The organism is Nonomuraea sp. NPDC050451, assembly GCF_044458585.1.
Genome location: NZ_JBITHZ010000021.1, coordinates 169,815 through 195,597, shown reverse-complemented (window position 1 = coordinate 195,597; position 25,783 = coordinate 169,815). Strand labels below are relative to the sequence as shown.

Here is a 25,783-nt window from a genome sequence, read left to right as displayed (position 1 = left end):
GCTCAGCCCGAGTGGGCGGGGACGGCCGGGGCGCGCCGGGGCAGGAGGCGGTCGCGGAGCGCGGCCAGGGCCACCACCCAGGCGCTCCAGGCCACGTACCCGGCGAAGTTGGCCAGGTCGGCGCCCGGCACGGCGAGCGGCGTGAGGACGCCTGCCGCAATGGCCAGCGCCGACCCGATCCCGAGCGCGGCGAACCAGCGCGGCGACCGGGGCAGCGCGGCCAGCACCAGCACGGTCCAGCCGGCCGTGAGCAGGTAGCCGAGCGTCTCGCCGACGCCGGTGCCGAGGTAGCCGTGCAGCGCCGCGAAGGTCGTCTCGGCGGCGCGCGGGTCGGGCGCGTCGACCAGGGCGGGCACGGCGTACGGCCACCGCAGCAGCCCGAGCACCTGCACGAGCCCGGCGAGCACGCCGACCGGCGTCGACAGCGAGGCCGCGGGCCCCGGGGGCAGCAGCCGTCCCAGGAGGACGGCGCCGGGCACGAGCGCCAGCGAGCTCGCCGCGAGCACCAGGAACCAGGCCGAGACCGCGCCCTGGTGGGCGGCGAACGCGGCCAGGATCCGCGCGGGAGGCTCGGCGAGCACGCCGGGGTAGCCGAAGGTGGCGGAGAGGCCGGCGAAGGCGACGTTCGCGGCGACGACGGCGACGATCAGGGTCCATCTCATGGCAGGGCTCCTAACTCTGAACGATGTTCAGTATTAAACACCGTTTAGAGTTGTCTTGTGAAGAGAGGACCTCAACGTTCGGTGGACCAAAGGGCCGTCCTGGACGCCGCCCTGGAGCTGATCGACGCCGGCGGGCTGACCATGCGGGCCCTGGCCACCCGCGTGGGCCTGACGCCCGGCGCGCTCTACACCTACTTCCCGGACCGGGCCGCGATCGTGACCGAGCTGGCCGACCGGCTGCTCGGCCAGGCCGACCTGGCGCTGCTGGAGGACGGGAGCCGCCCGCCGGGCGAGCGCATCGTCGCGTTCTCGCTCGACCTGCGCGACGTGCTGATGCGCCACCCCGCGGCGGTCCCCGCGATCCTCGGCGCCGCCTTCAGCGGCCCGGTCGCGCTGCGCGTGGGCGAATGCCTCCTGGCCGCCCTGCCGGATCCGCGGGCGTCGTACACGGTGATGGTGTACGTGCTGGGCGCGATCGCGCTGGAGGCCGCGGAGGTGCACGGCCCGGTCCCGCCGGAGGAGGAGCGGATCGCCGCCCGCCGCGCCGCACTCTCGATCGACCCCGAGGCCTTCCCGCGCACGCACGCCGCGACCGACGCGATCGCGGCGTACGTGTCGACGGAGCAGTTCCGCTGGGGCCTCGAACGCGTCCTGGCGGGCCTCGCCTAGGGGAGCCGCCGACGGTAGACGGCCCTGGCGCGCTCGTACAGCTCCAGATGGTCGTCCAGCTGGGCGGGCGTCTCGAACGTGCCGTACTGCCGCAGCAGGACCTCCAGCCGGTCCAGCCACGCCAGGCACCAGCGCACGTCCGCCTCCCTGGCCACGTGCCCGCCCGCGACGTCCACGTACACCGGGCTGGTGTGCGCGTACGCCCCCGACCGGTGCGCCGTGCGCGGGTGGGGCCCGCCCGAGGCCACCGCGACCACGTACGTCGGCTCGCCCGCCGTCATCGAGGCGACCAGCCGCCCGGGCGGCCCGTGCGCCAGGACGCCCTCGGCGGTGCGGATCTCCAGCGACTCGACCTCGGGCCCGATCGAGGAGACCACGATCTCCACCCGCTGTCCGGGCGCCAGCTCCAGCGTGTCGCCCGGCCCGTGCCCGTTCACGGTCAGCTCCAGCCACGGCCCGGTGGTGGCGAACGTACGGCCGAGCAGGATCGCCTCGGCGTAGGACTCGGCGGTGAGCGGGCCCCCGACGTTCGCGTAGACCCGCTCCCACCCCGGCGGGCTGGACGCGGTGCCGCGGCGGCAGAAGGACAGCACGGCGTCGGTGCCCGCGGTCACCGTGAGCCTGTTGCCCGCGCCGATCAGGCGGCGGTAGACGGCGGCGGTGCCGGCGATCGAGGAGTGGTTGAGCACGTCGAGCGTGTCGATCAGGCCGAGCGCGGCGTCGGCGACGATCTCCCTGGCCGAGCAGTCGCGCCCCCGGTCGAGCACCACGTCGGGCGGGTCGTCGTCGGAGAACGCCGTGTGGAACGGATGCCCGTACCCCGTCACCCCGCCGAGCCCGCGCAGCTCCTCCAGCGCGACCGCGTTCGGCGGCCAGTCGACCGTGCCCTCGAACCCCGTGTGGTAGCGCCGCGGCGGCTCCCGCAGGCCGAACGCGGTCAGGTGGCCGACGACGTCGTTGCGGTACTCGACGCCGAGCCTGGCCAGGTGGCGGTCGTCGGACCAGGGCAGGTCCTTGCCCACCCAGTGCTCCAGCGCCTCCACGTCGTAGACGCGCCCGCTCGCGACATTGCCCGCCACGAGGTTGAGCACGTGCAGGTCCTCGCCGTGCTGCGCCGCCGCGGCCAGCTCGGGCGCGGCGGGCTCCTCGCCCATCCAGTTGAGGTGAACGTGCAGGTCGCCGCCGTACCAGCCGCGGGCCGCCGCGTCGTACAGGCGCTCGGGGGCGAGCTCGACCAGCGTCTCCGCGCCCGCCTCCGGAGTGATCACGATCTCGGACGCGGTGTACTCCATGCCCCTGGCCACCGCCACCGTGACGGGCTCGGCGGGCACCGCGATCACGAGGTCGTCGCCGTGGAAGAACGGCCTGCGGTGGACGTCCACCTTGGGCAGGGCGCCCTCGGGGTACCAGCCCTGCCCGTTGGCGCCCGTCACACTCCACCGGCACGGGAACCCCGCCCGCACCCTGATCGTGGCCGCCTCCGCCCGCCTGCGCAGCGGCGACAGGTCCACGGGCTCCCCGGCCACGCTGACGTCCCGCTCGAGGCCGACCACCCGGGCGCCATGGGGAGGCACCTCGTACGGCGTGCCGTCCACGACCACCGTGACCGGCTCGTCCACGCCGGAGTCGAGGAGCAGCGACGTACGGAAGGGCCGCTCGTCCAGCACCACCCGGGTGACGGCCTCCAGCGCGAACCCCTCGGGGGTGAGGCGCAGCGCGGCCAGGTTGTCCAGCACGTCGCCCGCCAGCGCGTCACGCACCACCCGCTCCGGGTCCACCTCGTCGAGATGCTCCTCGATCTCCTCCGGGGGATGGCGCCCGGCGAGCTGCCGCAGCGCCGCTTGCCAGTAGTTGTGGCGGTGGTCGAGGAAGACGGTGGCCCAGGCCTGGACGACGTACGGGATGGGCGGCTCGCCCCAGCAGGGGCCGTGCGCGTCACGCAGTTCGCGATAGTCGGCGAGCGCGCGGGCCACGGACGCGGGCAGCAGCGGATCGTCACACATCGGGCACTCCCTGAAGAGGACGCCTCGTCATCGTGACACGAATCGCCGTCTGAGGGTACGTGGACGCCATGACGAACATCATCGATCGCGAAGCCGTGCGGGACCTGGTCGCCAACCGGCGGGCCCAGCTCGTGGAGGTGCTGCCGGAGAAGGAGTACACGTGGGCGCACCTGCCCGAGGCCGTGCACCTGCCGCTCGCCGCCATGCGCACGTCCGCCGGCGAGCTGGATCCGGGTCGGCCGGTCGTCGTCTACTGCCACGACTGGCTCTGCGACCTGAGCCCGCGGGCCGCCCACCGGCTCGAACACCTCGGGTTCGAGGACGTGTACGACTACCGGCAGGGCAAGATGGACTGGCTCTCCGCGGACCTGCCCTATGAGGGCACGGCCGCGCTGGTGTCGCGGAACCTGCGCCGCGACCCCGTACGGGCCGCCCTCGACGACCCCCTGGACGAGATCACCGAGCGCATCATCGGTGACCCGGCCGGGCTGGCGGTCGTCGTGGACGACGACGACGTGGTCCAGGGCGTCATCGGCTCGCGCGAGCTCAAGGGCGTCGACCTCAACGGCGTCGCCGAGCGGGCCATGCGGGTCGGCGTCACCACGGTACGGCCGAGCGAGGAGCTCGAACCGCTGGTCCAGCGCATGGACCGGGCCAAGGTGGACCACGTCGTCGTCACCCGGGTGGACGGGACGCTGGTGGGTCTGTTCGGGCTGGGCGACGTGCGCCCGCCCGAGACCGGGCCCGATTTCGGGTAGGACCTGTCAGGCCCGCCGATCCAGCCGGAACGTCGGCTGCCCCGGCGCGCCCGGCTGCGCGTCGAGCGCCTTGTCGTCGAGGATCTCGACCACGTCCTCGGCGACGAAGACGCGGACGTCCTCCTTCTCGACGACCTGGTCACCCGCTTCCGGCGTACTCGTCAGCGAGAGCTCCAGCGTTCCCGCCTCGTCGGGCTTCGGGGAGATGCGCAGGCCCGCGTCGGCGGGCACGTCCTCTCCGACCATCAGATCGCGGATCGCCTCGACGGCGTTGTCTGTCAAGGTCAGCACGGCTAGCTCCTTCGCAGTCGCCAACCCTCCGCCTCCCCAGCGACCTGCACCCCAAACCCGGCATGTCACGACACGCCGTGGGTAGCGGGCGGGCATGGGTAAGACCGAGAAAGCCGTCGTGGACGTGCTGCTCGACCGGTACGGCCGGACGTTCGCCCGGGAGGCCGGCATCAAACTCGCCGACCAGCCCAAGCCCCTGTACCAACTCCTGGTCCTGGCCACGCTGCTCAGCGCGCGCATCTCGGCCGAGGTCGCCGTCGCGGCCGCCAGGGAGCTGTTCGAGGCCGGGTACGGCACGCCGAAGGCCATGCGGGAGGCGAGCTGGCAGGACCGGGTGGACGCACTGGACCGCGGCCACTACGTCCGCTACGACGAGCGCACCTCGACGATGCTGGGCAAGGGCGCCGAACTGCTCATCGACCGCTGGAAGGGCGATCTGCGCCGCCTGCGCGAGGAGGCCGGCGGCGACGACCGCAGGATCGCGGCGCTGCTGACGGACTTCCCGGGCATCGGTCCCACGGGGGCCGACATCTTCCTGCGCGAGGTCCAGGCCGTGTGGCCCCAGGTCGCGCCGCACCTGGACCAGCGGGTGCTGGAGGGCGCGGGCAAGCTCGGGCTGCCGCGCCAGGCGCGCCCGCTGGCCAAGCTGGCCCACTCCAACGACGAGCTGGCCCGGCTGTCGGCGGCGCTCGTCCGCGCCTCCCGGAGCAGGAAGACGGTGGACGAGGTGATCTCCGCCGCTCGCTGACCGTGGCTGCCGTGGACGAACGCGATCACTCTGTTAGGTTCGGCTCATGGGTGAGTTTGTGAGCGTCGAGGTGGCCGACCAGATCGCCACGATCCGTCTTGACCGTCCGAAGATGAACGCCCTCAACGGGCAGGCCCAGCAAGAGATCGCCGAGGCGGCCCGCGAGGTGGACGCCGACCCGCAGGTGCAGGCCGTGATCGTCTACGGCGGCGAGAGGGTCTTCGCCGCGGGCGTCGACATCAAGGAAATGGCCGACATGTCCTACGCCGACATGGCCGCTCACTCCCGTACGCTCCAGGCCTGCTTCACCGCGGTCGCGCGGATCGGCAAGCCGGTCATCGCCGCCATCACCGGCTACGCGCTGGGCGGCGGCTGCGAGCTCGCCCTCTGCGCCGACTTCCGGGTCGCGGGGGAGTCGGCCAAGCTGGGCCAGCCGGAGATCCTGCTCGGCCTCATCCCCGGCGCGGGCGGCACCCAGCGCCTGCCCCGCCTGATCGGCCCGGCGCGGGCGAAGGACCTGATCTTCACGGGCCGCCACGTGCCCGCCGCCGAGGCCCTCGACCTGGGCCTGGTGGACCGGGTGGTGCCCGACGAGCAGGTCTACACGGCCGCCCTGGAGTGGGCCGCCACGTTCGTCGGCGGGCCCTCGGTCGCGCTCCGCGCCGCGAAGCAAGCGGTCGATCAGGGCCTGGACGCCGACCTCGACACGGGGCTCGAGATCGAGCGCCTGCAGTTCTCCGGGCTGTTCGCCACGGACGACGCCAAGGTCGGTATGCGGGCGTTCTCGGAGAAGGCCAAGCCCAAGTTCACCGGCCGCTGAAAAGGGAAAGTCGACCCATTCGAACGGCTCGTCCTATCGGGCGCGGGTTTGCCAGTATGGTGGCGTTTCATGATGCGCGTCCTGGTCCCTGCGCGGCTCCGGAAGGCCGTGCGTACGTGGTTCGACTCCCGCTACATCTCCATTTCCGACCACCGTCAGGACATCAGGGACGCGCTCTGGGAGGTCCAGACGCTCCGGCGGGAGATGGCCACCCTCCAGAGCGAGGTGGAGCGGCTCAGGAACGCCCGCCCGACCGCGACCGGCGCCGGTCTCGGCAAGGCTGACAGGGCGAAGCTGGACGACACCCACCGGCTCGCGCAGGAGACGGCCAAGGCGCTGGACGGCGTGCTCCAGAACGAGGTCCTGGTCTGGCAGGCCATCGACGACCTCCGCGCCGGCCGCGCCTCCGGGCAACCGGGGGAGCAGCCGTGCGCGTGACCTGGAGCGGCACGAGCCTGACCTTCCGCCTCGACGCGGAGGACGAGATCACGGGCAAGGCCTCCGACGAGCATCCCATCAAGCTGGCCATCAACTCCTGCTCCATCGGCGGCGTCCCCGACGACGCCCACCCGGACCTCTTCGCCCTCGCCGCCTGGACGGTCGTGGCGCCGTGGACCAGGAAGCGCATCTCCTTCGACCGCGCCATCTCGGCGGACCTCGCCGACGCCCTGCACTCCGGATGGGGCGTCGAGGCCGGGCCGGTGGGAGCCGAGCCCCGCCGTCCCGGGGCCCGGCTCGCGATCTCGTACAGCGGTGGCGCGGACTCCGTGGCGGCGGCCACCATCTACCCGCAGGCGCCGTTCGTGCACTTCCGGCGGGTGCCGCACCCGCGCGTCCCCAACCGCTGGTCCCACTACCGGTCGGACGTCCTGGCCAAGCTCGCCGCCAAGACCGGGCGCGAGCTGAGCACGGTCACCTCCGACCTCGAGTTCACCCTGGCCGAGCCGCGCCCCGGTTATCCGGAGCACCACGCGGTCGCGGCCGGCGCGCTGCTGCTCGCCGACCAGCTGGACCTCGGCGGGCTGGGCTTCGGCTACGAGCTCGGCTCGCGCTGGCTCGGCGGGGGCCGCTACCTGTGGCGCTACACGCCCGACAATCCCATGTGGTCGCCGCACGGCAGGTGGGGCCGGCTGTTCGCCGCTGCCGGCGTGCACATCGTGCTCCCCGTCGGCGGGGTGAGCGAGGCGACCACGATGCGCCTGGCCCTCGGATCAGACCTCAAGGACTATGTGCGCTGGTGCCTGCGCGGCACCGACGGCCCGTGCCGTACCTGCGGTAAGTGCCTCTACAAGGAGCTCATCCAGGCGGCCGTCGAGCGCCGCCCCCTCGACACGCCCATCACCGCCGACCGCCCCGTCGCGCAGAAGTATCTCAAGAAGCCGCCGTACGGCGGGCAGGAGATGATCCAGTACGGGTTCGCCCGCGTCCCCGGCATCGAGAACACGCTCTTCGCCAAGGCGCTCGACTACTTCGACGTCTCGGAGGAGTCGACGGCCTGGCTGGACCGCTGCTACCCGCGAGCCCTGGCCGAGATCCCGGATCGGTGGCGCGAGGAGGCCGCGGCGTTCGTCGAGAAGCACGTGGGGCTCATGACGGAGGACGAGGTCCGCCGGGTGGAGACATGGGGCACCCGATGAGGAGTGGCCTGATGAGGAGTGGGAGCGCGTGAAGGTTTATCTGTCCGTCGACATGGAGGGCGTGACGGGGCTGACCGACCCCGAGGAGATGCACGCCGGCAAGCGTGGGTACGAGCGCGGCTGCGAGCTGATGACGGCCGACGCGAACGCCGCCATCGAGGGCGCGTTCGACGCCGGGGCGACCGGCGTGCTGGTCAACGATGCCCACGGCTCCACCAAGAACCTCCGGATCGACCTGCTCGACCCGCGCGCCAGCCTCATCCGCGGCCCGGGCAAGGCGCAGCGGATGGCCCAGGGGCTCGACGGCTCGTTCCAGGCGGCGTGCTTCGTCGGCTACCACGCCCGCGCGGGCGTGCCGCACGGCGTGCTCAACCACACCTGGATGGGCAAGGAGATCCAGAACGTCTACCTGAACGGCGAGCTGTGCGGCGAGACCAGGCTCGTGGCGGCGTGCGCCGGGTTCCACGGGGTGCCGGTCGTCCTGGTGGCCGGGGACGAGGCCGTCGGGGAAGAGGCGCGCGAGGTGCTCGGCGACGTCGAGACGGTCGCGGTGAAGAAGGGGATCGACAAGTTCTCCGCCGAGTTGCTGCCGCCGAGCGTCGCGCAGGCCAGGATCCGTGAGGCGACGGCTCGTGCGCTCAACCGGTTGAGCGACTTCACGCCTTATGCGGTGGCTGCGCCGTACACGCTCGGGGTGGAGTGGAACTCCACCGCCATCGCGGCGGCCGTGGCGCTGATCCCGGGCGTGAAGTCGGTGGGGCCGCGGCACATCGAGTTCACGACGGACGACTTCGCGCAGGTCATGGCCCTGTTCGGCATCTTCGCCACCATCGGCGGCCAGATCGCCTGCGGCAGCGGCCCGTACGGCTGACCTTGGGTTTACGGCGCGGAGCGGTTTGTGGAGCAGGGAGGGAAGGCGGCGTGGAGGGTGCGGCGCTGACCCGGCGGGGGTTGCTCGTCGGGATCGGGGCGGTGGGCGGCGCGGGCGCCATGTACGCCGCCATGGGCGCCCTCGGCCTGGCGCCGTCCGAGCAGGACAAGCAGTTCGCCGCCCCCAGGCCGGGCGACTTCAGCCTGAGCGGCAAGGGGGCGGCGAAGGTCGTGATCCTCGGCGCCGGGGTGGCGGGGCTGACGGCCGCGTACGAGCTGGGCAAGGCCGGCTACGACTGCACGCTCCTCGAGGCCAGGGAGAAGGCGGGCGGGCGGAACCTCACGTTGCGCGGCGGCGACCGGCTGGCCGAGCTGAACGGCCCCGCCCAGGACGTGAAGTTCGGCGAGGGCGTCTACTTCAACGCGGGCCCCGGCCGGATCGCCCCCTGGATGGTGACCCTCGACTACTGCCGTGAGCTGGGCATCCCCATCGAGACCTTCGTCAACAACAACGCCGCCGCCTACGTGCACACCAACGGCCGGACGGTGCGGGCGCGCACTGCCCGAGCCGACATGTACGGCTATATCGCGGAATTACTGGCGAAAGCGACAAATGTCGGCGCGCTGGACAGGGCCATCAGCAAGGCCGACCAGGAGAGCCTGCTCGACTTCCTCAGGAGGTTCGGCGACCTGGGCCCGAAGCACGAGTACGAAGGGTCCATGCGCCGCGGTTTCACGAAATATCCGGCGATCGACACCGGCACCCCCCTCGACGCCCCGGGCACCCTCCACCAGGTCCTCGCCGCCGGCACCGGCCGGGCCATCACCAACGACTTCGGCTACGACCAGGCCACCCCCATGTTCCAGCCCGTCGGCGGCATGGACGCCATCGTCACCAAGCTGACGGAGGCCGTCGGCCGCGACCGGATCAAGACCGGCGCCAAGGTCACCAAGATCACCAGCCTGGCGGACGGCGTCGAGGTCGCCTGGGAGGGCGGCGGCATCAAGGCCGACTACTGCATCGCCGCCCTGCCGCCCCACATCCTCGCCAAGATCCCGCACAACCTCGGCGCCCAGGTCACCACCGCGCTCAGCACCCCGATCCCGGTCGCCGCCGGCAAGATCGGCTTGGAGTACGGCCGGCGCTGGTGGGAGCTGGAGGACCGCATCTACGGCGGCGTGACCGAGACCGACCTGGACATCACCCACATCTGGTACCCGTCCCACGGCTACCACTCCGAACGCGGCCTCCTCGTCGGCTACTACAACACCGAGCGCAACGCCGAGCTGTACGCGGCCCTCGCCCCCGAGGACAGAAGGCGCAGAGCGCTCACCCAGGGCAAGAAGATCCACGGCGACAAATACCGCCAGAACATCCTGTCCAGCGTCTCCATCGCCTGGGAGCGCCAGCAGCACATCCAGGGAGGCTGGGTGCGCTGGCCCGACTTTGATTCGTCCTTCACTTTTCTGCAACGCCCCGCCGGAAGGGTTTACTTCGCGGGCGACTGGCTCACCCATCTGATCGCGTGGCAGGCGGGGGCCATGGAGTCCGCCCGCAGCGCCGTCACCCAGCTGCACCAGCGAGTGCTGCAGTCCGCGTGAGGCCGCACGCTACTCCCGCGGCCACCGTAGGCTCCTGGGAGAAGCGATCTGCGGAGATGAAAACGAGGAGATGGGATGGCGTTGCACTGGGTGCCCGCCAACGAACGGACCGACCTGCTGGCCGACCCGGTCGCGCTCGCCGTGCCGGAGCTGGAGGGCGTCGACGTGGCCGAGATCGATCCTGAGCTGGCCGACACGGCGGCGTTCTGCGAGCGGTACGGCGTGACGCTCGACGAGTCGGCCAACTGCGTGGTCGTCGCGGCCAAGCGCGGCGGCGAGACGCGCTACGCGGCCTGCATGGTGCTCGCGACGATGCGCGTGGACGTCAACGGAGTGGTCCGCCGCCATCTTGACGCCCGCAAGGCGAGCTTCGCGCCGATGGCCGACGCGGTCGAGCTGACCGGGATGGAATACGGCGGCATCACGCCGCTGGGCCTGCCCGCCGACTGGCCGATCCTGGTGGACACGCACGTCGCGGAGCACCCCAGAGTGGTGATCGGGAGCGGTGTGCGCAGATCGAAACTGGCCGTGTCCGGTGCCGCGCTGGCCGGGCTGAAGAGCGCCGAGGTGCTGCCGCTGGCCGGTTGAGGGAAAACTGAAGCCGATTCGAGACCGTTGGATGGGAAACCGATGGGGCCTTTCTGGACGTTGTACGAGTGGGAATGTGGCCTCATGGTTCATCTCGTGGGCGGGGATTAAGCCGGTATGGTGCTTCATGCCATGAACGATGACCGACTAGGCCCTTACCGGCTGCTCAGGCGGCTCGGTGAAGGCGGGATGGGCGTTGTCCACCTCGCTGTCGACCCGCAGGGGCGGCAGGTGGCGGTCAAGGTCCTGCGCGGAGAGGTCGCCGGCGACGAGGTCGCCAGGCGGCGGCTTTCGCGCGAGGTCGAGACGATGCGGCGCGTGCGGAGCAAATACATCGCCGAGGTGCTCGACGCCGATGTCACCGGCCATCGCCCGTACATCGTCACCCGTTACGTCCCCGGCCGTCCCCTCGACGAGATCGTCAAGGACGACGGGCCCCTCGACCTGCCCTCGCTGGTCAAGGTCGCGCACGGGGTGGCCGCCGCGCTGGCCTCCGTGCACTCGGTGGGCGTGATCCACCGCGACCTCAAGCCCGGAAACGTGCTGATCCTCGACGGCGAGCCCGTCCTGATCGACTTCGGCATCGCCCAGGCGGTCGACGCGACGCGGCTGACGCAGACCGGCATGTTCATCGGCACGCCCGGCTATCTCGCGCCCGAGATCATCGAGGGCCAGGAGGCGGGGCCGGAGGTCGACGTGCACGCGTGGGCGGGCACGCTGCTGTTCGCCTCCACCGGCCTGCCGCCCTTCGGCAAGGGCACGCTGGAGATGATCTTCTACAACATCACCGCGGGCAAGGCCGACGTGAGCGCCGCCCCGGCGACGTTGCAGCCGCTGCTGAAGGCCGCGTTCCAGCGCAACCCGGCCAAGCGTCCCAGGGCGGCCGAGCTGGCCGAGCAGACCGCCCGGATGCTCCCGAAGACGCCGAGCACCTCGCCCGACGAGATCTCGACCGTTCCCCGGCCGACCGAGGCCCCGCGGGTGCAGGACAAGCCGTCGTACGACGTCTCCACGCCGCCGGTGACGCCCAAGCGCCTGCTGGAGCCCCAGGAGCAGCCCGCCGCGCCGCCCCAGGACCAGCAGTACGTCTCGCTCCTGCCCAACCAGCCGGACCCGTGGCCGACCCGCAGGGTGACGCCGGAGGAGTTGCGGCGCATCCAGCGCGAGAGCGGCCTGACCCCGCCGCCCTGGCAGCCGCAGCAGCCGGTCAACAACCACGGCCTCGCGGCCCCGCCGGGTGAGGGCGACGTGCCCACCCGACGGGTTCGCCCCGACTCGGCCGACTACGGGCGCATCCACACGCCGGTCCCGAACGCCCAGATGCCCAATGCCCAGGTGCCGAGCGCGGGTCCCGACGTGCCCGACTACGCCAGGCCGGCGCCGAGCCCGCTCCAGCCGCCCCCGTACATTCCGCCGCAGTACCCGCAGCCCGACCCGAGCACCAAGCGGGAGCCGTACATCCCGTCGGTCGCGCCGGGCAAGATGCTGCAGCGGTCCAGGGCGTACGGCGTGGCCGGCGCGATGCTGCTGGTCCTGCTGATCGTGGCGGCCGTGATCGCGCCCGTGCTGGTCGCGGTCGTGGCGATCCCGGCCGCGGTCCTGCTGCGCGCGGCCGACCTGGCCCAGCCCCAGCTGGCCTCCCGCAGGGCCGCGGGGGCCGCGGCGCTCGACGTGGTCAGGGTCTTCGCCTTCCCCCAGGCGCTGGCCAAATCGGTGGGCATCACGCTGGCGCTCGTGCTGTACGCGCTCATCCTGGGGCTGCCGGTGACGCTGCTGCTCACCGTGGTGGCCAGGATGGACCCGTCCAACGCCCTGGCCTGGGGCGCCGCGGTCGCGCTGTGGACCGTCTGCGCGGGCCCGGGAGTGGAGGGTCCTGGCAAACAGATGCGCAGAACGCTCTCATCGCTCGTACCCTCGAGGACAGTGGCGATGGTGATGGCGGGGGCTCTCGCGGCGGCCGCCGCGCTCTCGCTGATCCTCGCCGCCGGCACGTTCGGGGACAAGCCAAGGGGGGCCGTATGGACTCCGCTGAACGTCAATCCAGTGGTCGAACAGCTAGATGGGCTAAGGGGGAATTCCGGGGGATGACGCGGGGAAGGTGGCGATGAGCACCCAAGCACCAGAACGGCTGGGCCCGTACCGGCTGGTCAGGAAGATCGGCGAAGGTGGCATGGGGGTCGTCCACCTCGGTCTCGACGGTGAGGGCCGCGAAGTCGCCATCAAGGTTCTCCACCCGCACGTGGCCGCCGACCTCAAGGCCCGCGACCGGTTGACCCGCGAGGTCGAGACCATGCGCCGGGTGCGCAGCCCGCACGTCGCCGAGGTGATCGACGCCGAGCTCGTGGGCGGCCAGCCGTACGTCGTGACGCGCTTCGCCCCCGGGCGCACGCTGGAGGACACCGTCCTGGCCGACGGGCCGCTGGAGGCGCGCGAGGTCATCAGGCTCACCCAGGGCCTCTGCCAGGCGCTGGTGGCCATCCACACGGCCGACGTGATCCACCGCGACTTCAAGCCGTCCAACGTCATGCTGGTCAACGGCGAGCCGCTGGTCATCGACTTCGGCATCGCCCACCTGGTGAACGCGACCAGGCTGACCCAGACGGGCATGTTCGTGGGCACGCCGGGCTATCTGGCGCCCGAGATCATCCGCGACTCCGAGATCACCCAGGCGGCCGACGTGCACGCGCTGGCCTCGACGGTGTTCTTCGCCGCGACGGGGGCGCCGCCGTTCGGCACGGGAACGTTCGAGGCGGTCTGCTTCAACATCATGGAAGGGCGGGCGCAGATCGACAAGGCGCCCGCGTGGCTGCGCGGCTGGCTCGGCAGGGCGCTGCAGGTCGACCCCGCCTCCCGGCCCAGCGCGCACGAGCTGCTGCGGATGGCCAGGGCGCTCGACCCGGCCGTGACCACCTTCAACGAGACGTCCTTCGACGGGCCGACCGGCACCAAGCGCATGGGCAGCGGCACGCGGACCATGGACACGTTCTCCGACCTGCTGCCGCCGGTCGAGTACGGCAAGACCGCGCCGCCCCCGGCCAGGGAGGAGCGGCCGCCCACGCGCCGGGAGGAACGGCCACCTACGCGCCGGGAGGAGCGGCCGTACCGGGAGGAGCGGCCGCCGCCCTACGTGCCCGCGCCGGTCGCGGCCAGGCCGCCGATGCCCCGCACCGACCAGCGGGTCGCGGGCTACCCGGCGCCGCCGCCCACCTCGCCGTCGCAGGTCAGGCCGTACACGCCGCCGCCCCAGTACACCCCGCCGTCCGAGCGGAAGAGATACCTGTTCGGCAGCCAGGTCGTGGGCCTGCTCCTGCTGGTCACGCTGGTGGCGCTGACCGTCATGATGCCGGTCATGGTCGGCGCGATCGCCGTCGCGCTCGCGCTGGTGCTGCGGCTCGGCGAATACCTCTTCGGCGACCTGGTCAAGCGGCGCCAGATGCGTGGCAGCAGCTCGGCCGACCCGCTGCTGGCGGTCGTCGGCACGCCGTGGGCGCTGGTCAAGTCCGCGCTCGTGACGGCCGTGCACGTGCCGCTGGCGCTGCTGTTCGGCCTGTGCGTCTGGGGCCTGCTCCACTGGGTCGGCGGGATGAGCGTCAACGAGGCGGCCTCGTTCGCGTCGGGCGCCTTCGCGGCCGGGCTGTTCGTGCTGCCGGGCGGCGGCGCGCCACGCCAGGCCGTCACCCGCACGCTGACCGGCGTGCTGCGCAGCCCCGGTGCGGCGCTGGTAGCGGTCGTGCTGGTGGGCACGGCGGCGCTGTTCGCGGTGATGTTCGCGCTGGGGCAGGACGCGGTGTGGTACCCGTGGCGGGCGCCGGAGTCGGTCATCGACGAGCTGGCGAGCAACGCCAGGCAGAGCACGGTCGGGCTGATCACCGGGTTGATCGACAGCCTGCTCAGCGACCTCGGGCTGGGGTTCCTGACTCCCTGGTCCTGAGTGTCCCCATGGGCTCTCGGGGGGAGAGATGAGGTATGAGCGAGCACCTCGGCCCATATGAGCTTCTTTCGAAGCTCGGGGCTGGCGGGTTCGGCGAGGTTCATCTCGCCCTCGACGCCGAGGGCCGGACGGTCGCGGTCAAGGTGCTCCACCCCCACGTCACCGCCGACGGCGGGGCGCTGGCCCGGCTGGCGCGCGAGGTTGAGACCATGCGCCGGGTCGGCGGGCCGCACGTGGCGGAGGTGCTCGACGCCTCGCTCGATGACGACCGGCCCTACCTCGTGACCCGCTACGTCCAGGGCCGCCCGCTCAGCGCCGTGCCCGTGCCCGTACCCGACCTGCGCAGGCTGGCCTCCGGGCTGGCCGACGCGCTGCTCGCCATGCACGAGTCCGGCGTGGTGCACCGCGATCTCAAGCCGGCCAACGTGATGATGGCCGACGGCGAGCCGGTCGTCATCGACTTCGGCATCGCCAGCGCGCTCGACTCGCTGTCGGTCACGGCCTCCGGCGCCGTGGTCGGCACGCCCGGCTATCTGGCCCCCGAGGTGCTGGAGGGCAAGAGCGCGGGCATGGAGGCCGACGTGTTCTCCTTCGGGGCGACGCTGGCGTACGCGGCGACCGGGCGGCAGCCGTACGGGCAGGGGCCCGCCTCCGCGGTGGCCTACCGGGTCGTGCACCATTCGCCCGACCTGGAGGGCGTGCCCGAGTGGCTGGCGTCGCTGTTACGCGAGTGCCTGTCCACCGACCCCGCCGCGCGGCCGACGGCCGCGCAGCTCTGCGCCAGGCTGGGGGTCGAGCCGGTCTCCCACGTACGCCACGTCCAGCCCCGGGCGGTGGGCGCCGCCGACGACCTGACCACGAGGGAGTGGCGGCCGGGCAAGGAGCGTCCGCGCAGGTCGGTGGAGGAGTCCAGGGCCAGGCATCGGGAGAAGGTGCGCAGGCGCTGGCTGATCGGCTCGGGGCTGTTCGTGTCGCTGCTGGCCGCCGCCGCCCGCGAGCCGCTGCCCGAGGTGGCGCTGTTCCTGCTGGCGGCGTACGCGCTGGTCGTGGTGGCCGACGCCGGGGTGGCGCTGCTCTCGAAAGGCCTGTTCCGGCGCAGCCGCATGATCACGGACCTGGTCAGCGTGGCGGGGGCCGTGGGACTGTGTTTCGGGCTGGCGGCGGTGTTCAGCACGTTCACGCTGGCGCTGTTCGCGGGTACGGCACTCGTGGTGGGGGTCGTGTTCCTGCTGTCCGCCTAGACCGAACAAAGTTCTGTATAGTGGGTAGCTGCGGGTTTGCAGTTAAGCTACCCACGGGTAACATAACTCGCGAAAGCTAGGGCAGACCCTCTGTCAGTGGCCCGGTGGGCACCTGGCAGTCTGGACAGCATTGCATTCGGCGCCGGCCGCAACGAGGCGGTGGCGCACGCGAACACGGGAGGTCGGCCACCGGCCATGAACATCGTCGTCTGCGTGAAGCAGGTCCCCGACACTGCGACCGAGCGCAAGCTGCGGTCCGATGACAAGACGCTCGACCGCGACGCCGTCGACGGCGTGGTCAACGAGCTTGACGAGTACGCGGTCGAGGAAGCGCTGCGGCTCAAGGAGGCCCACGGTGGTGAGGTGACCGTGCTCACCATGGGCCCCGGCAAGGCCACCGAGACCATCCGCAAGGCGCTGGCCATGGGCGCCGACAAGGCCGTCCACCTCAGCGACGACGCGCTGCACGGCTCCGACGCGCTGTCCACCTCGTACGCGATGGCGCAGGTGCTCAAGAAGATCGGGTTCGACCTGGTCATCCTGGGCTCCGAGTCCACCGACGCGCGCACCGGCGTGCTGGCCGCGATGCTGGCCGAGCGCCTCGGCACGCCGCAGCTCACGCTGGCCAACAAGGTCGACGTCGAGGGTTCCTCGATCGCGATCCAGCGCATCACCGACTACGGCTTCGACAAGGTCGAGGCCGCGCTGCCGGCCGTCGTCTCCGTGGTCGAGAAGATCAACGAGCCGCGCTACCCGTCGTTCAAGGGCATCATGGCCGCCAAGAAGAAGCCGGTCGAGACGCTGGCCATCGGCGACGCCTCCATCGACGCCGCCCAGGTGGGCCTGGCCGCCGCGTGGTCCTCGGTCGTCGACTTCGCCGCCGCCCCGCCGCGCGCGGCCGGCACGATCGTCAAGGACGAGGGCGACGGTGGCGCGAAGGCCGCCGACTTCCTCGCGTCCAAGAAGTTCATCTGAGAACGGGAGTTTTGCTGATATGTCGGAGATTCTCGTTCTCGTCGAGCAGGTCGAAGGCGAGGTCAAGAAGGTCACGCTGGAGCTGCTGACCCTGGCCCGCTCGCTCGGCACCCCCTCCGCCGTCTGGGCGGGCCCCGGCCTCACGGCCGAGGCCAAGGCCAGGCTCGCCGAGTACGGCGCTGACAAGATCTACGTCGCTCCGTCGAGCGACATCGTCGACTACGTGGTCGCGCCCAAGGCCGAGCTGCTCGCCCAGCTCGTCGCCGCCAAGTCCCCGGCCGCCGTGCTCGTGGCCGCCACCTCCGAGGGCAAGGAGGTCGCCGGGCGCCTCGCCGTCAAGACCGACTCCGGCGTCATCACCGACGCCGTGGGCCTGGGCGAGGGCTTCGTGGCCGACCAGTCCATCTTCGGCGGCGGCACCAACGTGCAGTCCAAGGTGAGCAAGGGCACGCCGATCGTCGCCGTACGCCCCAACTCGACCGCCCCTGCGGCTTCCCCCGCCGCCGGCGCCGAGGAGGAGGTGTCGGTCACCCTGTCCGACGCCGCCAAGGCGGCCCGCATCGTCGAGCGGGTCAAGCAGGAGAAGGGCGCCCGGCCGGAGCTGACGGAGGCCGCGATCGTGGTCTCGGGCGGGCGCGGCGTCGGCTCCGCCGACAACTTCTCGATCATCGAGGGCCTGGCCGACTCGCTCGGCGCCGCCGTCGGCGCCTCCCGCGCCGCCACGGACGCCGGTTGGTACCCGCACCAGTTCCAGGTGGGTCAGACGGGCAAGACGGTCTCGCCGCAGCTGTACATCGCGGCGGGCATCTCGGGCGCCATCCAGCACCGGGCCGGCATGCAGACGGCCAAGACGATCGTCGCGATCAACAAGGACCCGGAGGCCCCGATCTTCGAGCTGGCCGACTACGGCGTGGTGGGCGACCTCCACCAGGTCGTACCGCAGCTCACCGAAGAGATCAACAAGCGCAAGTAGCGGCAGGGGGAAAGCATGGTCTTCGCGCTATAGCGCTCAGGCTGTGACATTGGGGGGCGCGGCCCCCCAAACCCCCGCCTAAAACCCGCTTCGCCGATTCGGCAGCCGATTCCGTGCGCGACAGGCATACGAAGTGGGAGAAGCTGTTGCTGGGCGTAGCCACTTGCCCACAGTTATGGCATGACTGTCATTCGTGCTCAGGAACTGCGCAACAACACCGCTGAGGTGCTGCGGAGCGTCGGGTCCGGCGAGGAGATTGAAGTTCTCCGGGACAATCGACAGGTTGCGAAGATCATTCCAGTCTCTTGTCGTCGCCGCTGGATTTCCGCGGTGGAAATCGGTACCGAACTGATCGGTCTCGACGTTGATAGGGCTGGCCTGACGGACGACCTTCGGGACGCTCTCATCGAGACGACGGACGATCTGCCGTGGGGCGCGCAAGCGCGCGCTGATTGATACGTCGAGCTTCAGCAGATTGGCAGCGGCGTGCTTCGACGCCAGTCGGTTCGCGTAGGGGATGTCGGTGGTGACGCTCGGGGAACTCAGCCTCCGGGGTGCTCCATGCTCGCGATCCCGACACATCCGTCCGCCCGCTCGACCCGTACCAACTCGCCGAACGCTTCAAGTTGATCGCGATCGACGAGGCTGTCTCTGACGCGTGTGCCTCGCTGGACATCTGGGCGAGTTACCCGCGTCGCCAACGTTCGGACTCTCTCCACGCTCGCTCGGCCTCGGCTATCGCTTCGTCGCTAACCGGTTCCAGCCAGGTGGTGGCCTCGTCCAAAGCGTCCTGAACATCGTCCATGGCGAGCTGGCGAGCCACCGCTCCATCGACGTAAGCGGAGAAGTCGCGGCTACCAGTGCGGGCCTCCACCCGTGCGACGGTCGAACGGCGCAACGTCACGGTCTTGCGCACCATGGTGTCGGCCGACACGGTCACGCCCTCTGGCGGCAGCTTCGGCTGCTTCTCGGATCTCGCGGCCATGCCGTCAATTGTGTGACACATAGTGTGATAGGAACTCGGGGTTTTGAAGTAGCCGGCTGACAGTCAAGAGCGGACTCGCCGACCGTCGTTGTGATGGTGGTAATTGTGATGATCAACCCGTCTGCAGGGGACTGCGGTGTCATCAGGCCGACGTGGGACCCGCGATCAAGCTGTGACCAGTAGCCGCGGTTCCCGGGATGAAAGACTCATGTGGGATGCCCTACCCCGTCGGCGGCATCGGCATGGAGGGGGAAGAGTGGGCAGCAACGCGGGCTCTCAACCCGCGGCGGCGTGAGGAGCCTCAACCGCGTTGCTGCCGTCTATGAGCGCAGCGATGGGGGCAGCTCCCTTCACGCTGGACAGGACGCCACGCCATCACCGAGCCTCCTCTCGTTCGGCTTGTGAGCCCACCACCTGCTCGACGCAAGCGGGACATGCTGCGGCCACCGTGGGCAGGAACTGCAGGGACCACCCGCATACTGGAGGACAGCGGACCTGCTCTCCACACAAAGCCTGGCCATGGTCCGGCTCAATGACCTCTTCGCCCAGCTCATGCGGATCTTGGTTCAGCATGACCGCATGCTGGAGCGCTCTGCCTTTGGCCAGCGACAGACCCACGCGGTAGGGAATGGCCCCTTCCCTGGTGCCTTGCGCTGCGGGCTCAATCACGTCGAGGTCGCGCCAATGCACCGCCCAGCGTCGGCAACCCTGCGGGAAGTCGTAGGGGTCGCCGTCGAGCTTGACCAACGCCACCGAGCCGGAAAGCACCACCCCAACCGTCACCCCTTGCCGGCCCAGCAAATGCCTGGCGTAGCGGCGCGTCGTCCCGGGGCTGTGTTCCATCCTTGCGATCTCGATACGGTTTCCCACCTCCTTGGGCGTCCTCATGACCGTCTGCTCACTTGACGCGGTGGTGGTCATCGCTCGGTCACCACCTCGAGAAGCGTGTCCCGGCGACGGGAGCGCAACAGAACCGCGCCGTGAACGTACGCGGGCTGGCTGGCTTCCCGGTCCAGGCGTACCAGCTCAACGACGCCGACCGCGCCCGCTTCGAGGGTGTCGAGGGCCGCGTTCAGCCGGGCCTCAGCACGGGCGGGCTCGTTGGTGACGCCGCACGCACCACGGCCGTTCTGGTCTTGGGCCGACCAGGAGAAGAATCCGTCGTAGGGGTTCATGGGGCCAGTTCGGCGTTCGGCGATGTCGTCAGTCATGGGTCAGGAGCCTCGCTTCCTGATCAAGTTCCCGGGCCAGCGGTGATGTCGTCTGGCCCGGGGGCGGATACAGACGGACGTGGAGATCGCAGGCGACGACGGGCCACAGGCGGCCTCGATGCGACACGCTTCCCACAGCGTGCAGGCGCTTTGTCTCGGCGCCGCAGTTGATGCAGGCAAGGCCGTGCAGGCGGGCGATGCTGGTGGTGTCGTGGATGAGAATCGGCCTGGAGACGCCGGATATTCCTGGCTCCGCCATACTGACCCCATCTCGCTGTCGTCGTGACAGTCAGATAGTGGGATCTGCGGGCAGGCGGAAGTGACCCAGTGTGGGTCAGCTCGGTATCAGGTCGCGTGGCACCACTCGGCGAAGCTGGTGAGACTCTTGGCGTCGGCGCGCTTCAGCCTGCGCAGCGTGGCGGCGTTCTCGCGGACCCAACGGTGGTCCCGAGTGTGCTGAGGCGCGATCTTCCTGGCGACCTTGAGCGACTCGAAGGCGTGGTCGGGCAGGCCCGACCAGAGCTGGGCGCGCGCCAGCTCGATGTAGAAACCGCTGCGCCGCTCGGCGGGCAGCTCCGGTGGCGGCGCCCACTCTCGGGCTACTTCAAGGGCGCGGTGCACATGCTCGCTGCCGAGGCTGACCGCGACGGACACCTCGTGGATGCGGACCGAGGACGGTCCAAAAGCGGTGCCGCTGTACACCGCCTCCGGCACCTGGTCGCCGAGGCGGCGGGCCTCGGCGAGATGCGTGTGGGCCGAGTCGACGTCGCCGGCCCGGCCCGCGAGGACCGCGGCCCGCATGTGGAGGGCGCCTCGAGCGGCTGTGGAGGCCGCGCTGCCGGGCGAAGCTGCGGAGTCGAGCGCGACCTCCAGGGCGCGCAGGCCGTGCTCGTGCGCGTGAGCAGCGAAGAATGTCTCCGTGCGGACATACGCGACCATGCTGTCGAGGAGGCTGTCATCGGTCTGCCCCGCTGCCCACCGCATCAGATCGATGAGTCGAGCGCTCAGATCGTGGGCGCCGAATTTGTAGGCGACGGCGTCGGCCGACCGGCACGCGGAGGCGACGAGCCGGGCCACATCGGGCTGATGCCGGGGCGGAGCGGCCTGCAGCGCGCGGAACAGTTCGGTGAGCAGACTGGGCGCGTGGCGGGTGATCTGCACGTATTGGGCGGCGAGCCGCCAGGTCACCGCCTCGGCGACGGCGCCCTGAAGCAGGGGCAGTGCGCGTACGGGAGCATCGTCAGGCACGTCGTAGGCCGCGATTGCGGCCGACAGCGCGGGGATCGCGGCCTTGATGCGGGAGCTCGCTTGCGCCCGATCGGCCAGCAGTAGCGACGGGTCGATGCCGAGCGCGGCCGCGATCGACTCCACGACCCCATCGCTTGCCCCACGTGCTCCGCGTTCGATTTTCCGTAGCGTCCCGACATGGATGTCGGCAGCGTCGGCCAGTTGCTGCTGCGTGAGGCGGGTGACGCTCCGGTGGTAGGCGATGCGCCGGCCTATCCCGCTGTGGGGGGCTGAAGACATTAGGGCTCCAGTGCGAGGCTCTTCCCGGACTGTAGTCGCCTCGTGACAGATCTGCCCAGGCTTACGTGACGATCGCCGCCAGCTCGGAAAGCGTGCTGATCCGCCAGTCGGCCGCTGCGGCGGCAGGGGTGTCCGCCCACAGATGACCCCACGGGCCGCGGCGAATGTGCGCGGCTCGCAGGCCCGCAGCCTTGGCCGGTGCGACGTCGTTGGCCGGATGATCGCCGACGTACACGATGCGATCCGGCGGGGTTCCGGCGAACTCGACCAGCCGGTCGAAGAAGCGCGGGTCAGGTTTGGCGACGCCCCACTCACCAGAGGTGGCAATCGCATCGACCGGAAGATCAAGCGCGCGCAGCAGATGGGCAGCCCGCGTCGTCTGGTTTCCCGCGATCACGAGGCGGTGGCCGGCCGCCCGGAGCGCGATCAGGGCAGGGCGGACGTCGGGATAGATGTCGTCTTCTTGGATGCGCTCGCCACGCCCGGCGGCCTCGCGCGCCTCGTACTCGGCTTCGAGGTCGATGCCGGGGCGGAGGAGGCGTAGGGCGTCGGCGTTGTCCCGGCCTTGGGCGACGACGGCGCCGACGAGGGCGGACAGGGTGTGGTGGGGGAGGTCGAGCCAGTCGGCCCACGCCGCCCAGTATCGGTCGTCGCGGATGATGGTCTCTCCGACGTCGAAGGCGAAGGTCAGCACATGCTGAGCCTAAGAGGCACCCCTCGAGGGCGGAGACCGTAACCCATCGCGGACTGCTCTCGGCCCGGCTCGGCCGGACCAGCCGCCGTTTGTGGCATTTCCGCAGCCAAAGGCCGCTGACCACACGATCGGGCCCGGCGCGCTCTGCCGGGCTCGTCCGAGGTGAGCGGGATCTCTTCGCCGGCCTCCATCCAGGCGAGGGTGGTGTCGTCCCGGCCAGCCCCCGTCGCGGCCGGGACGACTCAGTCCCGCAGTTCCGTCACAGCAGCACCATGCAGACGTACCCGCACGAGATGGCGCTCGCCCCGCATTGCGCCTCCTCGGGGATGTCGAGTTGCCCGTAGAAGTTGTAGGCCCACGTGACGATCTTGCCGCTGGCGGTCAGGGCCATGCTGGCCAAGTTCCCGGCGGAGATCGCGACGACATCGGACTGTGCCTCGTACGGGACTTCCAGTTGCCCGTACTTGTTGTCGCCCCATGCGATCACGGCGCCGTTCTTGAGGGCGAGGCTGAAACCGCCGCCCGCGGAGATGGCGGTGACACCGGACTGTGCTTCGGCGGGCACCGCCAGGTTCGCGGGGAGGTTGGGCCCCCACGTGATGACGCGGCCGTCCTCCCGCAGCGCAAGAGCATGTTGCCGGGCGGAAATCGCGACGATGCCCTCCTTCGCCTCGTCAGGAAGGGCGACATATCCATTCCATTGGATGACGCCGCCGTCCTTGAGAAAGAGGCCGTACGAGCTTCCGCCATTCGCGCCGGCGATTGCGGTGACACCGGATTTCGCCGTTTCCGGGAGGGATAACTGGCCGTCGTGGGTGCCGCCCCAGACGATTACGCCACCGTCTCTGAGCGCGAAGGAATACGTGCCGGCTGTCGCGATCGCCGTGACGTCTTTGGTCGCCGCGACAGGCACTCGGGACAACCTCTGCTGGTTGGTGTCGTTGAGGTTGAAGTTTCCCCAGGTGGTCACCCGCCCGTCCTTGAGCATGAGGTTGTACAGGTTCGCGCATGCCCCGGTGGAGACGGCGGTTACTCCCGACAGACCGGCCGCGGGTACTGCCGGGGCGCTGGCCGGACCCCATTGGATGATCTTGCCGCTGCCCGGAGCGCACGACTGCGGCTCGCGGACTTCGGCTGTGTTCGATTTCGTCCGTGAGTGCGCGTGCGCAGCGGACATTTGCGAAACCGTCCCGCCCAGTACGGCGGTCGGCAGGCCGACCGCAACCGTACGCATGAGCTGACGTCTACTGATCACGAAGCCTCCATGGCATGAACCCGGCGTGAATCGGCGCCGTCGCCAGGCACCGGCGCGCTCGGTCAGCGCTTCTCCCGCCTGGTCATGGCCGATGCCTGAGGACGCTACGAAACCGATCTTCCGTTCTTCTTCCGTTCCGGCCGGGGACTCCGGGCCGGTCAGCGGTCGGTCGTGGGGAGGCGGACCTGGAAGGCCGCGCCCTTGCCCGGCGAGGAGCGGACCTCCACCCGGCCCCCGTGAGCAGTGACGATGGAGCGGACGATCGCCAGCCCGAGCCCCGCGCCCCCCGTCGCCCGGGCGCGGGAGGCGTCCGCGCGGTAGAAGCGGTCGAAGACGCGGGCCTCCTCCTCGAGGCTCAGCCCAGGCCCCTCGTCCTCGATGACCAGGACCGACTCCCCGCCCTCCGTTCCGACGCCGATCCGCACCGGGGTGCCGGCGGGCGTGTGGGTGATGGCGTTGCCGACGAGGTTGCTGACCACCTGCCGCAGGCGGGCCTCGTCCCCCAGCACGGGCGCGGATGCCGCCGGGCCGCCGGAAGGGCCGGTGAAGGCGATGGGCCTGGACGGGGCGAGCGCGGCGAAGTCGTGGCGGGCGTCGGCGGCCAGCGTACGGAGGTCCATGGGGGTGAGGTCGAGCCCCGGCCCGTCGCTCTCGTCGAGACTGGCGAGCAGCAGCAGATCCTCCACCAGCCGGGCCAGGCGCCCCGACTCGCTCTCGATGCGGGCCAGCGCGGGCCCCGCCTCGGTGCCGCCCATGCGGTACAGCTCCGAGAAGCCCTTGATGCCGAACAGCGGGGTGCGCAGCTCGTGACTGACGTCCGCCACGAACCTGCGCATCCTGGCTTCCGACTCCACCTTCGCCGCGACGCCCTGCTCGATCTGGGCCAGCATCTTGTTGAGCGAGCGGGCCAGCCGGCCCACCTCGGTGGACAGGCCGGCCGGTTCGGGCATGCGCCTGGTCAGGTCGCCGTCCGCGATGGCCGCCGCCGTCTCCTCCACCCGGCGCAGCGGCGCCAGCCCGGCCCTGATGGCGACCCCGCCGACGAGCGCGAGCACGCCGAGCAGGACGGCGCCGGTGAGGAGGCAGGCCACCCGGAGGCGGTCGACCGTGGTGTGCATCTCGGCGAGCGAGACCGCCGCCACCACCGCGGTGTGATCGGCCGGGCCCAGGCTCCTGCCGCCGGAGCCGGGGCGCGGGCCGTTCATGCCCGCACGGGGCAGCGCCACCGCCCGCCACTCCTCGCCGTCCGTGCCGTTCACCGTGAACGGCCGCCCGGCGCGGGCCGCCACCGCGGCGCTGTCGAGCCGGGGCAGCGTGGGCCCGGCGAGCTCACCGAGCTCGCGCAGTACGGACCCGTCCGCCGCCAGGTAGGCCACGAACCCCTTCCCCATCAGGTCGAACTGCCCGGTCGGGATCGGGCTGCGCGACAGCTTGACGACCAGGTCAGGCGGGATCGCGGACGCCGCCTTGCCCATCGGCTCCAACTGGGCGTCCACGCGCGTCATGAGCTGGGTCTCGAGCTGGCGCAGCACTACCGAGCTGATCACCACCAGGCCGACCACCAGCAGTGCGACCGCGATGGCCAGCAGGCGGGCGGCGAGCGACAGCCGGCCGATCATCGTTGGGGCTTGCGCAGGACGTAGCCGACGCCGTGGACGGTGTGGATCAGCTTGGGCTCGCCGGCGTCGAGCTTGCGCCGCAGGTAGCTCACGTACGTGTCCACGATGCTCGTGTCGCCGGCGAAGTCGTAGCGCCACACGTGCTCCAGGATCTGGGACTTGGGCAGCACGCGCCCGGCGTTGAGCACCAGGTGGAGCAGGAGGCGGAACTCCGTGGGCGACAGCCGTACCGGACGCCCGGCCCTGGTGACCTGGTGGCCGTCGGGATCGACCTCGAGGTCCCCGACCACCAGCGTGGAATCGTCGGGGGCCGCGCCCGTGCGGCGGAGGATGGCCCTGATGCGGGCCAGCAGCTCCTCCAGGTCGAACGGCTTGGTCACGTAGTCGTCGCCGCCCAGCCTCAGCCCGTTGATCTTGTCGGCCGTGGCGTCCCGCGCCGTGAGGAACAGCACCGGCACCGGACCGGGCCGCCCGCCGCCCCTGGGCAGGCTCCGCAGCCGACGGATCACCTCGAACCCATCCAGATCAGGCAGCATGACATCGAGCAGGACCAGGTCCGGCGGGTCGCGCCGGGCCGACTCCAGCGCCTGCGCGCCGTTCTCCGCCGAGCTCACCGTGAAGCCGGCGAATCGCAGCGTCGCGGAGAGCAGCTCCTTGACGGTGGGCTCGTCGTCGACCACGAGCAGCCGTTCTCCCACGAGAGGCACCTCCCCGGTCCAGCGTA

The 25,783-nt window shown here is 70.9% G+C and carries 26 protein-coding genes; 15 read left to right on the top strand and 11 right to left on the bottom strand.

Translation table 11 applies throughout. The annotated features are described in order from the left end of the window. Positions 1–2: 2 nt before the first annotated feature. Positions 3–662 (bottom strand): DUF4386 family protein, encoded by a 660-nt coding sequence (locus ACIBI9_RS43365; RefSeq protein WP_397231538.1) that lies wholly within the window; start codon positions 660–662, stop codon positions 3–5. A gap of 81 nt (positions 663–743) precedes the next feature. Here ACIBI9_RS43365 and ACIBI9_RS43360 point away from each other — a divergent pair, with 81 nt between their 5' ends. Further along, entirely contained in the window at positions 744–1,331 is a 588-nt protein-coding gene (locus ACIBI9_RS43360) for a TetR/AcrR family transcriptional regulator (protein ID WP_397231536.1), read from the top strand. Here the strand turns inward: ACIBI9_RS43360 and ACIBI9_RS43355 are convergent. Then, positions 1,328–3,334: a CehA/McbA family metallohydrolase gene (locus ACIBI9_RS43355; protein WP_397231534.1), complete on the bottom strand. Its 2,007-nt coding sequence runs from the start codon at positions 3,332–3,334 to the stop codon at positions 1,328–1,330. The two genes, ACIBI9_RS43360 and ACIBI9_RS43355, sit on opposite strands and share 4 nt — an antisense overlap. Before the next feature lie 68 nt (positions 3,335–3,402). Between ACIBI9_RS43355 and ACIBI9_RS43350 the strand changes: the two genes are divergently transcribed. Beyond that, on the top strand, positions 3,403–4,092 hold the full coding sequence (locus ACIBI9_RS43350; protein WP_397231532.1) for a rhodanese-like domain-containing protein: 690 nt from the start codon (positions 3,403–3,405) through the stop codon (positions 4,090–4,092). Between the two features lie 6 nt (positions 4,093–4,098). Here ACIBI9_RS43350 and ACIBI9_RS43345 read toward each other — a convergent pair whose 3' ends face one another. Then, positions 4,099–4,383: a Fe-S cluster assembly protein HesB gene (locus ACIBI9_RS43345; RefSeq protein WP_397231530.1), complete on the bottom strand. Its 285-nt coding sequence runs from the start codon at positions 4,381–4,383 to the stop codon at positions 4,099–4,101. Positions 4,384–4,477: 94 nt separating this feature from the next. Between ACIBI9_RS43345 and ACIBI9_RS43340 the strand changes: the two genes are divergently transcribed. The 13 genes from ACIBI9_RS43340 to ACIBI9_RS43280 all read left to right on the top strand — a co-directional run bounded on the left by ACIBI9_RS43340 (position 4,478) and on the right by ACIBI9_RS43280 (position 18,224). Beyond that, a complete protein-coding gene (locus ACIBI9_RS43340) occupies positions 4,478–5,131 on the top strand; it encodes an endonuclease (protein WP_397231528.1) in 654 nt (217 codons plus the stop codon). Positions 5,132–5,177: 46 nt separating this feature from the next. Further along, entirely contained in the window at positions 5,178–5,951 is a 774-nt protein-coding gene (locus tag ACIBI9_RS43335) for an enoyl-CoA hydratase/isomerase family protein (RefSeq protein WP_397231527.1), read from the top strand. 69 nt (positions 5,952–6,020) lie between these two features. Beyond that, the gene (locus tag ACIBI9_RS43330) at positions 6,021–6,389 is read left to right on the top strand and encodes a hypothetical protein (RefSeq protein WP_397231525.1); all 369 of its coding nucleotides are present in this window, start codon (positions 6,021–6,023) and stop codon (positions 6,387–6,389) included. After that, a complete protein-coding gene (locus ACIBI9_RS43325; protein ID WP_397231523.1) occupies positions 6,380–7,588 on the top strand; it encodes a DUF6395 domain-containing protein in 1,209 nt (402 codons plus the stop codon). Before ACIBI9_RS43330 ends, ACIBI9_RS43325 begins: the two co-directional genes overlap by 10 nt. 28 nt (positions 7,589–7,616) lie before the next feature. After that, positions 7,617–8,459: a M55 family metallopeptidase gene (locus ACIBI9_RS43320; RefSeq protein ID WP_397231521.1), complete on the top strand. Its 843-nt coding sequence runs from the start codon at positions 7,617–7,619 to the stop codon at positions 8,457–8,459. A gap of 50 nt (positions 8,460–8,509) precedes the next feature. Further along, entirely contained in the window at positions 8,510–10,060 is a 1,551-nt protein-coding gene (locus ACIBI9_RS43315; RefSeq protein ID WP_397231520.1) for a flavin monoamine oxidase family protein, read from the top strand. 75 nt (positions 10,061–10,135) lie between these two features. Continuing rightward, a complete protein-coding gene (locus ACIBI9_RS43310) occupies positions 10,136–10,648 on the top strand; it encodes a YbaK/EbsC family protein (protein ID WP_397231518.1) in 513 nt (170 codons plus the stop codon). Positions 10,649–10,780: 132 nt separating this feature from the next. Then, positions 10,781–12,736: a serine/threonine-protein kinase gene (locus tag ACIBI9_RS43305; RefSeq protein ID WP_397231516.1), complete on the top strand. Its 1,956-nt coding sequence runs from the start codon at positions 10,781–10,783 to the stop codon at positions 12,734–12,736. Between the two features lie 16 nt (positions 12,737–12,752). Continuing rightward, a complete protein-coding gene (locus ACIBI9_RS43300) occupies positions 12,753–14,579 on the top strand; it encodes a serine/threonine-protein kinase (RefSeq protein ID WP_397231514.1) in 1,827 nt (608 codons plus the stop codon). Between the two features lie 35 nt (positions 14,580–14,614). Then, positions 14,615–15,820, top strand: a complete 1,206-nt coding sequence (locus tag ACIBI9_RS43295; RefSeq protein WP_397231512.1) for a serine/threonine-protein kinase — start codon at positions 14,615–14,617, stop codon at positions 15,818–15,820. A gap of 195 nt (positions 15,821–16,015) precedes the next feature. Further along, complete coding sequence (locus ACIBI9_RS43290) at positions 16,016–16,795, top strand: electron transfer flavoprotein subunit beta/FixA family protein (protein ID WP_397231510.1); 780 nt, start codon at positions 16,016–16,018, stop codon at positions 16,793–16,795. 19 nt (positions 16,796–16,814) lie between these two features. Next, complete coding sequence (locus tag ACIBI9_RS43285; RefSeq protein ID WP_397231508.1) at positions 16,815–17,768, top strand: electron transfer flavoprotein subunit alpha/FixB family protein; 954 nt, start codon at positions 16,815–16,817, stop codon at positions 17,766–17,768. 180 nt (positions 17,769–17,948) lie between these two features. Next, a complete protein-coding gene (locus tag ACIBI9_RS43280) occupies positions 17,949–18,224 on the top strand; it encodes a type II toxin-antitoxin system Phd/YefM family antitoxin (RefSeq protein ID WP_397231506.1) in 276 nt (91 codons plus the stop codon). A gap of 229 nt (positions 18,225–18,453) precedes the next feature. On the opposite strand, the gene ACIBI9_RS43275 is transcribed toward ACIBI9_RS43280, so the two are convergent. The 8 genes from ACIBI9_RS43275 to ACIBI9_RS43240 all read right to left on the bottom strand — a co-directional run bounded on the left by ACIBI9_RS43275 (position 18,454) and on the right by ACIBI9_RS43240 (position 25,757). Continuing rightward, positions 18,454–18,753, bottom strand: a complete 300-nt coding sequence (locus ACIBI9_RS43275; RefSeq protein WP_397231504.1) for a hypothetical protein — start codon at positions 18,751–18,753, stop codon at positions 18,454–18,456. 375 nt (positions 18,754–19,128) lie between these two features. After that, positions 19,129–19,674, bottom strand: coding sequence for a hypothetical protein (locus ACIBI9_RS43270; protein ID WP_397231502.1), 546 nt, complete (start codon positions 19,672–19,674; stop codon positions 19,129–19,131). Continuing rightward, complete coding sequence (locus tag ACIBI9_RS43265) at positions 19,671–19,964, bottom strand: hypothetical protein (RefSeq protein WP_397231500.1); 294 nt, start codon at positions 19,962–19,964, stop codon at positions 19,671–19,673. Before ACIBI9_RS43265 ends, ACIBI9_RS43270 begins: the two co-directional genes overlap by 4 nt. Positions 19,965–20,309: 345 nt before the next feature. Continuing rightward, positions 20,310–21,491, bottom strand: coding sequence for a helix-turn-helix domain-containing protein (locus ACIBI9_RS43260; RefSeq protein ID WP_397231498.1), 1,182 nt, complete (start codon positions 21,489–21,491; stop codon positions 20,310–20,312). A gap of 61 nt (positions 21,492–21,552) precedes the next feature. Continuing rightward, on the bottom strand, positions 21,553–22,185 hold the full coding sequence (locus ACIBI9_RS43255; RefSeq protein ID WP_397231496.1) for an HAD family hydrolase: 633 nt from the start codon (positions 22,183–22,185) through the stop codon (positions 21,553–21,555). 259 nt (positions 22,186–22,444) lie between these two features. Beyond that, a complete protein-coding gene (locus ACIBI9_RS43250) occupies positions 22,445–23,440 on the bottom strand; it encodes an RCC1 domain-containing protein (protein ID WP_397231494.1) in 996 nt (331 codons plus the stop codon). Between the two features lie 158 nt (positions 23,441–23,598). Next, positions 23,599–25,059: a sensor histidine kinase gene (locus ACIBI9_RS43245; protein ID WP_397231492.1), complete on the bottom strand. Its 1,461-nt coding sequence runs from the start codon at positions 25,057–25,059 to the stop codon at positions 23,599–23,601. Then, the gene (locus tag ACIBI9_RS43240) at positions 25,056–25,757 is read right to left on the bottom strand and encodes a response regulator transcription factor (protein ID WP_397231490.1); all 702 of its coding nucleotides are present in this window, start codon (positions 25,755–25,757) and stop codon (positions 25,056–25,058) included. Before ACIBI9_RS43240 ends, ACIBI9_RS43245 begins: the two co-directional genes overlap by 4 nt. Positions 25,758–25,783 lie beyond the last annotated feature (26 nt).